Source organism: Salinicola sp. DM10 (genome assembly GCF_017306975.2).
Lineage (GTDB): Bacteria > Pseudomonadota > Gammaproteobacteria > Pseudomonadales > Halomonadaceae > Salinicola.
The window spans coordinates 1,525,892-1,537,949 of sequence record NZ_JAFLEN020000001.1 but is presented as its reverse complement, the minus strand read 5'-3'; the positions used below and the strand labels follow the sequence as shown (position 1 = coordinate 1,537,949).

Annotated in this window: 10 protein-coding genes; 7 read left to right on the top strand and 3 right to left on the bottom strand. The window is 57.6% G+C overall.

Going from position 1 to position 12,058, the window contains the following annotated elements; all coding sequences use genetic code 11:
* The first annotated feature begins 225 nt into the window (after positions 1 to 225).
* The gene (locus J0A90_RS06855; protein ID WP_207032967.1) at positions 226 to 1,032 is read left to right on the top strand and encodes an NAD(P)H-dependent oxidoreductase; all 807 of its coding nucleotides are present in this window, start codon (positions 226 to 228) and stop codon (positions 1,030 to 1,032) included.
* 33 nt (positions 1,033 to 1,065) lie between these two features.
* On the opposite strand, the gene J0A90_RS06850 is transcribed toward J0A90_RS06855, so the two are convergent.
* From J0A90_RS06850 to xseA, 3 genes are read right to left on the bottom strand one after another with little or no spacing between them, the layout of a single operon-like run.
* The gene (locus J0A90_RS06850; protein ID WP_207032965.1) at positions 1,066 to 1,491 is read right to left on the bottom strand and encodes a DUF86 domain-containing protein; all 426 of its coding nucleotides are present in this window, start codon (positions 1,489 to 1,491) and stop codon (positions 1,066 to 1,068) included.
* The gene (locus J0A90_RS06845) at positions 1,484 to 1,882 is read right to left on the bottom strand and encodes a nucleotidyltransferase domain-containing protein (protein WP_207032963.1); all 399 of its coding nucleotides are present in this window, start codon (positions 1,880 to 1,882) and stop codon (positions 1,484 to 1,486) included. The genes J0A90_RS06850 and J0A90_RS06845 overlap by 8 nt, the downstream gene beginning before the upstream one ends.
* A gap of 55 nt (positions 1,883 to 1,937) precedes the next feature.
* Positions 1,938 to 3,320: an exodeoxyribonuclease VII large subunit gene (gene xseA / locus J0A90_RS06840; protein WP_207032961.1), complete on the bottom strand. Its 1,383-nt coding sequence runs from the start codon at positions 3,318 to 3,320 to the stop codon at positions 1,938 to 1,940.
* A gap of 243 nt (positions 3,321 to 3,563) precedes the next feature.
* Between xseA and guaB the strand changes: the two genes are divergently transcribed.
* The 6 genes from guaB to J0A90_RS06810 all read left to right on the top strand — a co-directional run bounded on the left by guaB (position 3,564) and on the right by J0A90_RS06810 (position 12,024).
* The gene (guaB, locus tag J0A90_RS06835; RefSeq protein WP_035477352.1) at positions 3,564 to 5,033 is read left to right on the top strand and encodes an IMP dehydrogenase; all 1,470 of its coding nucleotides are present in this window, start codon (positions 3,564 to 3,566) and stop codon (positions 5,031 to 5,033) included.
* Between the two features lie 170 nt (positions 5,034 to 5,203).
* Positions 5,204 to 6,778 carry a glutamine-hydrolyzing GMP synthase gene (guaA, locus tag J0A90_RS06830; RefSeq protein WP_207032959.1) on the top strand — a complete coding sequence of 525 codons (1,575 nt, stop codon included), beginning with the start codon at positions 5,204 to 5,206 and terminating at the stop codon, positions 6,776 to 6,778.
* A gap of 371 nt (positions 6,779 to 7,149) precedes the next feature.
* Positions 7,150 to 8,556, top strand: a complete 1,407-nt coding sequence (locus J0A90_RS06825; RefSeq protein WP_207032949.1) for a 3'-5' exonuclease — start codon at positions 7,150 to 7,152, stop codon at positions 8,554 to 8,556.
* On the top strand, positions 8,553 to 9,212 hold the full coding sequence (locus J0A90_RS06820) for a DarT ssDNA thymidine ADP-ribosyltransferase family protein (protein ID WP_207032948.1): 660 nt from the start codon (positions 8,553 to 8,555) through the stop codon (positions 9,210 to 9,212). Before J0A90_RS06825 ends, J0A90_RS06820 begins: the two co-directional genes overlap by 4 nt.
* On the top strand, positions 9,209 to 10,906 hold the full coding sequence (locus J0A90_RS06815) for an ADP-ribosylglycohydrolase family protein (protein ID WP_207032945.1): 1,698 nt from the start codon (positions 9,209 to 9,211) through the stop codon (positions 10,904 to 10,906). Before J0A90_RS06820 ends, J0A90_RS06815 begins: the two co-directional genes overlap by 4 nt.
* Positions 10,907 to 11,262: 356 nt before the next feature.
* Positions 11,263 to 12,024, top strand: a complete 762-nt coding sequence (locus J0A90_RS06810) for a S9 family peptidase (protein WP_207032943.1) — start codon at positions 11,263 to 11,265, stop codon at positions 12,022 to 12,024.
* The last annotated feature ends 34 nt before the right edge of the window (positions 12,025 to 12,058 follow it).

The window sequence follows — 12,058 nt, the reverse complement described above, 5'->3', positions numbered from 1 at the left end:
TTCAAAGATACCAGAGCCGACGTCAAGATCGTGATCGACCCCGCACACCCGCGGAACGACCACCGAAAAGGGAAATGCTGAATAAATCGACGAGCGAGATGAAGCGCAAGGCGCATGGAACACAGAACACGAGACATAACATGGGGTTAGGTGAGTGTTCGAGTACCACGCAACGCAGCGATTCGCTCGCGCAGGCATTTATGCAGCGTTTCCCAAGGAGCCGGCATGTCCCATATCCTGATCATCCACGCCCACCCCGAACCGCAGTCGCTGACCAGCGCGCTGAAGGACCTGGCAGTGGCTACCCTCGAAGCCCAGGGGCATGAGGTGCAGGTCTCCGACCTCTACGCCATGCGCTGGAAGACGCTCGCCGACCGCGAGGATTTCACCGAGACGTTCGAGGCCGAGCGGCTGCGCTATATCGCCGAGTCCCGCCACGCCTACGCCAACGATACGCAGACGACGGATATCGCCGCCGAGCAGCAGAAGCTGTTATGGGCCGATGCGGTGCTGTTCAGTTTTCCGCTGTGGTGGTTCGGTATGCCGGCGATCCTCAAGGGCTGGGTCGACCGGGTCTTCGCCTTCGGCTTTGCCTATGGCGTGGGTGAGCATGGTGGCGAGCGCTGGGGTGACCGCTACGGCGAGGGCACGCTGGCCGGACGCCGCGCCATGCTGATGGTGCCGATCGGCGGGCGCGCGCCGCACTACAGCGAGCGCGGCGTCAACGGCAGCCTCGAGGAGATTCTGTGGCCGATTCACCACGGCACGCTGTTCTATCCCGGGCTGACGGTCATGCCGCCGTTTCCGGTCTATTCGAGCGACCGTCTGGACGAGGCCGGCTGGCAGCAGGTCGCAGCGGATCTCGAGCGGCGCCTGGCGGGGCTGTTCAGCGATGCGCCGATCGCCTACCGACGCCAGAACGGCGGCCATTACGACGGCGAGCAGCGCCTCAAGCCGGGGCTAGGGAAGGGTGAGGGAGGTACGCGGATTCATCTGCTGCAGTCGGGTGACCCGGAGCAGCGTCCGGTCTAGCCGACTCGAGAGCGTGACTATCGTCTCATTGCCTCATTGCCTCAGTGCCTCAATGGCGTCACGTGAAAAAGCCAGCAGTGCCAGGTAGTGATCCTGCTCGATGACGTCGCGAACGATTTCATCATCGACCTTCAGGTAATCGTGTACCAGCACGTTGCGAAGCCCGATGATCTTGCGCCACGGGGTCGTCGTATCGATGACGCCTTTGTCCATCAAGCGTTGAAAGGCCGTTATCGCTTCGCCACTGGTGTGGCCGGTTTGCTGTCTCGCCCAGTGTTTGGCCACGCCAATGCAGCTCTCGATAAGGACCTGAAGCGTTCTCGCCGCGGCATGCTGTTCCAGACGCGACCACGGGCGCTGCCTTGAAATGTCACGCAGGACATCGATATCGGCCTGGCACTCGTTCAGGTGGTCGCCCAAGGCATCGAGATAAGCGGTGCCGGGATGTGTATCAGCCATGTCGCTTCCGCTGGTGAAGATAATCCAGTTCCCAACGGGACATGATACGGGTTTCCTGCTGCATGCGAAGTTGCGGATGCAGATCCAGCAGCAAGCGGCCCTCGCTGAGCACGGTCCAGGCCAGCGGAATGGGGGCAATGGCCAGATCGACGACACTCAACTGCGCTTCGGGTAGCCCCAGTACATCCTGCCAATCCAGAGCCAGCAATTCGGGACGAAGTCTGCGATCTAACGCTGGCTCCATCCAATCGATAAACACGACGGCCAGATCGTAATCACTCCCTGCCTGATGGCTCTCCCTGGCTCGCGAGCCATACAGCCACAACGCGGCCAGATCATTGCGCTGCCTGGCCAGGTCAACGAGGCGTCCTAGGGTGGGATCTTCCGGCATTGTGGCGCCCTCGTGCTGTCGATAATGGGCATTATGGCGCTGCCTGCGCGCGCTTTCAGCGCTTCAGGCGGCGCTTCACTTCCAGCTTCAGACGCCCCTCGCCGAGGCGGGCGGTGAGCGTCTGGCCCGGCTGGGTCTGGCTGGCGGCGCGGATCACCTGGCCGCTGTCATCCTGCAGGATGGCGTAGCCGCGCCCCAACACCGCCAGCGGGCTGACTGCGTTGAGTTCCCGCGCGACCCCTTCGAGCCGCTGGCGTTCCTGGCGCAGCCGCCTCTGCTGGGCGGCCTCGAGGCGGGCCTGCAGATGCTCGACCCGCTCACGGGCCTGGCCCAGGGTGCGTCTGGGGTCGAGCAGGGCAAAGCGGCGCTGGGTGGCGTCGTAGCGCTGGCGCTCCTGCTGCAGGCGCTGGCTCATCGCCAGACGCAGGCGCCGCTCCAGCCCGTCCAGATGCTGGCGCTGCTGAGCCAGCCGTTCGCCGGGGTGGCGCAGCCGGGCGCGCAGATGGTCCAGACGCTGCGACTCGACATCCGCACGCCGCTGCCAGGCGCGCACCAGCCGGGCGCGCTGCTGGGCCAGCCCCGCGCTCAGCTCGTGGCGGTCCGGCACCAGCCGCTCCGCCGCCGCCGAGGGGGTCGGCGCGCGCAGGTCGGCGGCGAACTCGGCCAGGGTGAAATCCACCTCGTGGCCGATGGCGGCCAGCACCGGCAGGCGCGAATGAAAGATCGCCCGTGCCAGATGTTCGTCATTGAACGCCCACAGATCCTCCAGGCTGCCGCCGCCGCGGGTGATCAGCACGGCATCGAACGGTTCGGGGGCGCCCGGTGCCCGCTCCGCGACCGGCGTCTCGGCGTCCCGCCGCGCCTGGCGGTTGACCAGCGCGAGTGCACGGATCAGCGCCGGCGGCGCCTCGCGCCCCTGCACCGGCGTCGGGAACAGGCTCACCCGGGTCAGCGGCCAGCGCGCCGCGAGCACCGCCAGCACATCGCGGATCGCCGCGCCGCTGGGTGAGGTGATCAGCGCCAGATGGCGCGGCGGATAGGGCAGGGCGCGCGCATTGGCGAACACGCCCTCGGCCTCCAGCTGACGCTTGAGCCGCTCATAGGCCGCCATCAGCTCGCCCTCGCCGCTCGCCTGCACCGCATCGACGATCAACTGATAGTCGCCGCGCGGCTCGAAGATCGACACCCGCCCGCGCACCTTGATGCGATCGCCATCCTTCAACGCCACCCGGGAGAGGCTGGCGCGGTTGCGGAAGAAGGCACAGCGCAGCTGCGCCCGGGCATCCTTCAGCGTGAAATAGAGATGGCCGGAAGCGGGGCGCGCCAGCCCCGAGATCTCGCCCTCGACCCAGCAGTCGCCGAAGCCGCGCTCCAGCATCTGGCGGGCCTGGCGGTTGAGATCGCTGACGGAGAGGGCCTGGGGCGTCGGGGCGGGCATGCGGATTTCCAGCGCTCGGGGATGGCCCGGCAGCGTAACACGAAGGCCGCCACGGGCGGCAGCGCGACCCGTCAGGCCACTTCGGCGGCGCGTGATACGCGCACGGGATTGAGGCTCATCGACCAAATGACTATAATGCGCGATTAACTTTTCGCAGCACCCGCCGAGTCGTCAGTCCCCAGACCCGGCGCCGGACGGGCGTTGCCACCGGCCCCCACCACCTGCCAAATTGGGTTTCCGACTATGCTACGTATGGCGCAAGAAGCTCTTACGTTCGATGACGTATTACTCGTACCCCGCTACTCGGATGTCCTGCCCAGAGACGTCGACCTCAGATCCCGCCTGACCCGCAAGCTGACCCTCAACATCCCGCTGCTCTCTTCCGCCATGGACACCGTCACCGAAGCGCGCCTGGCCATCGCCATGGCCCAGGAAGGTGGCATCGGCATCATCCACAAGAACATGACCATCGCTCAGCAGGCGTCGGAAGTGCGCAAGGTCAAGAAGCACGAGAGCGTCATCGTCAAGGACCCGGTCACCGTGGGTCCGAACGCCAAGCTTCAGGACCTGCTCTCGATGGCCGACGAGTACGGCTACTCGGGCTTCCCGGTGGTCGAGGGCGAGACCCTGGTGGGTATCGTCACCGGGCGTGACATGCGCTTCCAGCCGGACCACAGCGACACCGTCGAAGCGATCATGACCCCGCGCGACAAACTGGTCACCGTGCTCGAAGGCACCGATCTCGACACCATCAAGTCGAAGCTGCAGGAAAACCGCATCGAGAAGATCCTGGTCGTCGACAAGGACTTCCACCTGCGCGGCCTGGTCACCGTGCGTGATATCGAAAAAGCGCGCACCTACCCCAACGCCGCCAAGGATGCCGACGGCCGCCTGCTGGTGGGTGCTGCCGTGGGCACCGGCCCGGAGACCCCGGAGCGGGTCGCGGCGCTGGTCGAAGCCGGCGTCGACGCGCTGGTGGTCGACACTGCCCACGGCCACTCCAAGGGCGTGATCGACCGCGTGCGCTGGGTCAAGGAGCACTACCCGGAGCTGCAGGTGATCGGCGGCAACATCGCCACCGGTGAAGCCGCCGTGGCGCTGGCCGAAGCCGGCGCGGATGCGGTCAAGGTGGGTATCGGCCCCGGCTCCATCTGCACCACCCGCGTGGTCACCGGTGTCGGCGTACTGCAGATCACTGCGGTGGCCAACGTTGCCGAGGCGCTCGCCCCCTACGACATCCCGCTGATCGCCGACGGTGGCGTGCGCTACTCCGGTGATATCGCCAAGGCCATCGTCGCCGGCGCCAGCACCGTGATGCTCGGCAGCATGCTCGCCGGTACCGAAGAGTCCCCGGGTGAGGTCGAGCTGTTCCAGGGCCGTACCTACAAGGCCTACCGCGGCATGGGCTCGATGGGCGCCATGTCCCAGAGCCAGGGCTCCTCCGACCGCTACTTCCAGAGCAAGGACGAAGGCGTCGAGAAGCTGGTGCCGGAAGGGATCGAAGGCCGCGTGCCCTACAAGGGCCAGATGAGCGCCATCGTGCACCAGATGATGGGCGGCCTGCGCGCCTCCATGGGCTACACCGGCTGCCACAACATCGACGAGATGCGCACGCTGCCGGAGTTCGTCAAGATCACCGGCGCCGGCGTGGTCGAGTCCCATGTGCACGACGTGCAGATCACCAAGGAAGCGCCGAACTACCGTGGCGCCTGATCGTTGGTGATTCGGGAAACCCCTGTGCATCGCTCGAAAGGTTTCCCGTCATGGCCGAGTGCCTCCCGCAGGGGCTCGGCCAGCGACACAGTTTCCAGCCACTCCCGGCTTTGTCAGCGGCGCCTAACAGCGCCGCTGCTCGTTTAAGACTCACACCCAGGGCTCATTCGATGACCGACATCCATTCGCACAAGATCCTGATTCTCGACTTCGGCTCCCAGTACACCCAGCTGATCGCCCGCCGCGTGCGCGAGATCGGGGTCTACTCGGAGATCCGCGCCTTCGATATCACCGAAGAAGAGATCCGCGAATACAACCCCAACGGCATCATCCTCTCCGGCGGGCCGGAGTCGGTCTCCGAGCTGGGCTCCCCGCGTGCCCCCGAGTGCGTGTTCGAGCTGGGCCTGCCGGTGTTCGGCATCTGCTACGGCATGCAGACCATGGCGGAACAGCTCGGCGGCGCCACCGAAGGCTCCGACAAGCGTGAGTTCGGCTACGCCCAGATCAACGTCTCCAGCGAAGACGACCTGCTCGGCGGCATCAAGGATCACGTCGGCCACGACGGCGGCGCGTTGCTCGACGTCTGGATGAGCCACGGCGACAAGGTCGCCCGCGCCCCGGCCGAGTTCACCGTCACCGCCTCGACGCCGAGCTGCCCGATCGCCGCCATGAGCTGGGCCGAGAAGCGCTTCTACGGCGTACAGTTCCACCCGGAAGTGACCCACACCCTGCAGGGCCAGCGCATCCTCGAGCGCTTCGTGCTCGAGATCTGTCAGGCCGAGCGGCTGTGGACCCCGGCGCAGATCATCGAAGACCTGACCGAGCGCGTGCGCGCCCAGGTCGGCGACCGCCACGTACTACTCGGCCTCTCCGGCGGGGTCGACTCCTCCGTGGTCGCCGCACTCCTGCACAAGGCGATTGGCGAGCAGCTCACCTGCGTGTTCGTCGACAACGGCCTGCTGCGCAAGCAAGAAGGCGACCAGGTGATGGAAACCTTCTCCCAGCACATGGGGGTCAAGGTGATCCGGGTCGACGCCGAAGACGAGTTCCTGACCAAGCTCGGCGGTGAAAACGACCCCGAAGCCAAGCGCAAGATCATCGGCAACACCTTCATCGACGTCTTCGATCGCGAAGCGGCCAAGATCGACGGTGTCGACTTCCTCGCCCAAGGCACCATCTACCCGGACGTGATCGAATCCGCCGCCAGCAAGACCGGCAAGGCCCACGTGATCAAGTCGCACCACAACGTCGGCGGCCTGCCCGAGACCATGAAGCTCAAACTGGTCGAACCGCTGCGCGAACTGTTCAAGGACGAAGTGCGCAAGCTCGGCCTCGAACTCGGCCTGCCCTACGACATGGTCTACCGCCACCCCTTCCCGGGGCCGGGTCTGGGCGTGCGTATTCTCGGCGAGGTCAAAAAAGAGTACGCCGACATCCTGCGCGAAGCCGACGCCATCTTCATCGAAGAGCTGCACAACGCCGACTGGTACCACAAGACCAGCCAGGCCTTTGCCGTTTTCCTGCCGGTGAAATCGGTCGGCGTGGTCGGCGACGGCCGCCGCTACGAATGGGTCATCGCCCTGCGCGCCGTCGAAACCATCGACTTCATGACCGCCCGCTGGGCCCACCTGCCGTACGAGTTGCTCGAAAAGGTGTCTAACCGCATCATCAACGAGATCAGCGGCGTCTCCCGCGTGACCTACGACGTCAGCAGCAAGCCGCCCGCGACGATTGAGTGGGAGTGAGTGCCGAATAGGCGAGGAGAACCGCCTAGCCTCACCGCATCACCAGCCTCATACGAAAGCCTGCCTTTACCGGCAGGCTTTTTTGTTGCAAAACGTCGCCAGTTTAAGGCTAACTTGGGTTAAATCTCTGAGGAGATGACCGAGAGGGGGAGATAGAAAATACATCGTAGGTAGTTTTAGGGGGGGCGTTAGCCCTAGACGGTAGGCTGGGAAGAGTTTTATTCGAGCTGCATATCTAATAAAATGTCTGATCGGTTTTATTTTGACCTGCCTTTAAAGTATTTGTGTGTAAAATAAGTTTTAGATTAATTAGCTGCTCGATTGTTGTTTTTGGTTGTTGATTCATATTTTTTCGTGTAAGGGGGGAGGGGGTGAAAAAGTTAGCAAATATTAATGCGACGTCTGAACAGCTTCCGCTGATTAGTCAGAATAGATTCGGAGTAGAAGTGATTTGCGGCGCAGCAGGTAGTGGGAAGACATCTACCGCCCTGCTTCGTCTTCGCTCATTATGTTATTTTTTTCTTGCAAGAAATGAGAGAAAGGGTATTGGATCTCCAGTAAAAATTTTGGTTTTGACATTTAATCGGACCCTGAAAGGATATTTGAAATCTCTTGCTGAAGAGCAAATCGGGGATAGTGTTAATGTGAGTTTGGAGATAGAAACCTTTAGTAAGTGGGCCATGTCGGCTCTAGGCAATCCCTATGTTATCGATGAGAGTCAGGCAAAAAATAAGTTGCTGGCTCTGAGCGGCCGGGTTGGGGGGGTATCGCAAGAGTACCTTGTGAAAGAAGCTGAATACTTACTTGGGCGTTTTGAACCTGAAAAATTAGAAGAGTACATTCTTTCAGAAAGAACTGGGCGGGGTGCTCAGCCTAGAGTTGATAGGCATCTGCGGAGAAAAATATTAGATAACATTATCTATCCTTATAAGAAGTGGCTTTCCGAAAGGCGGGCTTTAGACTGGAACGGTCTTGCAATATCTATGGCAAGGAATGTTGAGGCTATAGGCTACGACATTGTGATTGTTGATGAAGCTCAAGACTTTTCTGCTAATCAGATACGCGCTGTTCTAAATCACCTTGCGAAAGATCACACAATAACTTTTGTGATTGATACAGTTCAAAAGATCTATGCTAGGGGCTTCTCCTGGATTGAAGTTGGAGTTGAATTGAGGCCCGAGCGATCTCATACGCTGCGTGCAAATTATAGGAATACTCAGGAGATTGCGGCGTTTGCTTCAGGGGTGTTGAACGGTATTGGAGTTGAAGGTGATGGAGCCTTACCCAACTTGGCTTCTGCTACAGCATCGGGAGCTTTGCCACTAGTATTGCAAGGAATTTATAGAGATCAGGTGGGATGGGCGATAAACTATATAAAAGAAAAGGTTGACTTGGGGTCGGAATCGGTTGCTTTTTTAAAGCCGCAGGCTGGAAAATGGTTTTTTTATTTAAAACTAAGATTGATGCAAAGTGGAATAACATTTTCAGATATCACAAGGAACCCCGAATGGCCTGAAGGTGACGTTAATGTTGCTCTCTCGACGTTTCATTCGGCCAAAGGTTTAGAATTTGACTACGTTTTCATAATAGGCTTTAATGCTGAAAATACGCCTTTTCTTGACGAAGAAATAGATGATCAGGTTTTTGTCCTTCGCAGATTGCTGGCTGTCGCCGTTGCTAGGGCTAGAAAAGCCGTTGTAATCGGGTATAAGCTTGGTGAGGAGTCTGAGTTAATACGCTATTTTGTGCCAGGCACATTTGAGAAGGTAAGATTATGAGTGTCATGGAAGAAATAGAGCGGCGAGGGGTGGTAGAAGTTCTTCACTTTACCACGAACAGGGGGATTGTCGGGGCGTTAGCTAGTAAAGCGCTACTATCGAGATGTGGCCTTCGTAAAGACCAATATCTTGAGCATGTGCTTCACTTGAATTCAGCTATAAGGCCAGAAGATTCGGCGTTGTTCGACAAGAGTGAGAACTGGATTGATTATGTTAATTTGTCGGTTTCAGAAATAAATAGACGATTCTTTGACGTCTCGAGTCGTTGGCATATGGATGCTGATGTGTGGTGGGGCATTTTAGCATTTAGTTCTGAGATTATGGCGCATGAAGGCGTTTATTTTGCAACTACAAATAACTCCTATGAGCACTGTTTAAGAAATGCTGGAGTCGAGGGTTTGGAACTTTTGTTTGGCGCTTCGATTCCTAGAAAAAATAGTTGGCGGGCTCAGAGGTTGTCTCGCCCTTTAAACTTGCCTACTTGTGAGCAAGCAGAAGTGTTATATCCAAGTAAGGTTTCCATAAGCTACTTGCGCCGTATATATGTGAAAGAGGAGGAGCATTGCGATCTGGCACGTGGCTGGTTACTTGAATTCGGTTTGCCTAGTGTAGAGGTTGTTATTTCCACTGAAAAATTTTTAGGACGGCCAAATTGAATATCGATCGCAATAAAAGTATGAGTGGTGCTGAGGATTGGAAAGCATATGAACGATCGGTTATTAACTCGGCTTTATGGGCTGCAGCGGGCGATGCCTTAGGCTGGATAACTGAGCTTGCATTTAGCAGGTCTAAGGTAAAAGCCAGGTCGGGCCAGAGTGAGGTGCGTAGACCGATCAGTTGGAATCGAATGATTGGAGGAAGGAACGGGCCAAAAGTCTATTTTCCTGCAGGGACATATTCTGATGATACGCAATTAAGGTTGGCGGTATCAAGGTCGATAAGAGGTGACGGTGTTTTTGATGCCGAGTCGTTTGCAAAGGTGGAGGTTACCGTATGGCCTAATTATGCATTAGGCGGTGGCAAAGGAACAAAGGCGGCAGCTCTAAATCTTTCAAGAAGGGGCGTGAATTGGTTCTCTAATTTTTTCGAGAGTGGAGGCCAAAATTATATCCATGGCGGTGGTAATGGAGCCGCAATGCGCATCCAGCCGCATGTATGGAGCTCAAATGGTAATAGAGTTGATCTTATCTTAAATGTTTTAAAAGACTCGTTGGTTACTCATGGTCATCCTCATGGGTTTTGCGGGGCTGTTTTTCATGCACTAGCCCTTCATTCAACTATTAAAGAAGGGCGTGTTCCAGATATAAAAGAATGGTATGGTTATGCCGATTCTTTTAGTGAAATATTAGAAGCCGTAAGTTTGGAGCCCCGGCTTTCTTCGTTTTGGCAGCCCGCGTGGGAAGAAAAGGTCGGTATTAGTTTGAAGGAAGCTCTAGTAAGGACGTGCTATGAAGCCAAATCTGACATAGACAGACTGTCAGTGTTGATAAAAGACTTATCGGCAAATAGTTATCGTGATGTTCTAGAGGAGCTGGGGTGTTTAACCTCTGAATATAGAGGGTCGGGTTTGAAAACGGCTTTAGCAGCGCTGGCTCTTTCTTATATATATCGAGAGGGTGATATTGAAGAAGCTTTAGGTGTTTCCTCGAATGAGCTTGAGAGCGATACAGACACTATTGCCACTATGGCCGGGGCTATACTCGGGGTTGGTGCGGAGAATCCGCCAGAATGGGATATCCAAGATAAAGAATATATTGTTTGTGAAGCACGGCGTCTCTCGGCGGTGGCTATGGGTGAGGTTAGTCAGAGTTTTCCTTATCCTGACCTCGGTTACTGGGATCCCCCTTGTAGCCAGGTCGAGGCTGTTGCTTGGACAGATAGTGGAATGGCTATTTCAGGGCTGGGTCATTTATCTCGTTATGGAGAGGAATATAAGTCAGGCAGTGCAATTTGGCAATGGTGTAAGTTGCCATATGGCCAAACAATTTTGGCAAAAAGAAAAGTTGGTTTAAAAGAATCACTGCCTGTTAGTCAGCTGCCCGATTTTCACAGTGTTGAATCGAAGCCAGTGAGTAGTGCTGCAGATGTTAATCGAGAAGATTTTTTTGTGCAATCTAGGCTTCCAATAGACAGCAATGCTGATGATAATGAATTGACAAAAAAGCCACAGAGCGAGAGGGATTTTATAGACATCGCTACTGATGAGATTATCTCTTCTGGGTTTGATGATGTGACTATTGGTAAATTTATAAATCAATGTATTGATTGTGATGGTTCTATAGTGAAAGCGGTGAGCCTTGTTGCTATTGTGGCTAAAGCTAAACTTGCTCGAAAGCGTCGTGGGAAGTGATTTTTAACTTATAAGCTTGAAGTTATTGGAGTTGAAGTTGCGGGGCTGTGGTACGTCCCTGTAATATTGGTTTTTTGCATGTATTAATTTTTCTATCTTTTATTTAAGGGTTTGTGCGAAAAGGTGGTGTAAGAATTACTGGTGTGCGAAGGCCTAGTTCTTGAACGTGCTGGGCGCGTGATACCCATGGAAAGAGTGTGTTGCGGCGCACGCTTGAGCATGAACGACTCGGGAGATAGGAAACTTGTGTTGTCCGGATGCTCAGCGGAATCAGCCACTGGAATGATTCCCGGCATATCGATGTGATGATGTAACCGGAAGTGCTTCACGACATCCATGGAACGACAGGATCGAGCATGACGTTGAATATCGTCCGCCGTTTGCTCCCCGATTGGGGCACGACCTATGGCCCGCCGGGGGAGGGGCCTTTTCCTACCGTGATGGTCCTGCACGGCTCGGAGGGGGCCTGGTCGGGCTGGAGCCATCGCAATGCCGTGCTTCTCGCCGCGCACGGCTTTCTGGCCTTTCCCTTCGGTTACTCTCAAGGCGGCAATGTCTGGAACGCCGGTAGCATTCATGAGGTGTCGTTGGATCGCAGCGTCGCGGCACTGGAGGCCTTGCGTGGCTTCGCCGTTTCTTCCGGGCGGGTCGGGCTCTACGGCGTTTCCCGCGGGGCTGAACATGCCTTGCTGCTGACGTCGTTGATGGCGCGAGACGGCGTATCGGGCATCGCCGATGCCGTGGCCGCGCACAGCCCGCCGGACTGTATTTGCGGCGCGTTCGATGGGCGCACCTTTCGTGATGTGGGTGACCCCGGCTGGCAGGCGTGGGATGGCGCCAACCGCGCCTGGAACTGGCGCGGGGCGTCCGAGGCGTTGTTGCCCACCCAGCCTATTGAGATCGAGCGCTATGCCGGCCCGCTGCTCCTCAGCCACGGCACAGCGGATCGCGTCTGGTCGGTGGCGATGACCCGCCGGCTCGAAGCCCGCTTGCAGGCCCATGTCCGCAGTCCGGAGGTGTATTACTACGAAGGGGAGGACCATGTCCTGAGTAGTGAGGCGGAGAATACCCACCACACTCAACTGCTCGACTTCTTCGCGCGCCATCTGGTGGGGTGAGTCTTGCCCCGATGCAGGGGCCAAGTGGTCCCTG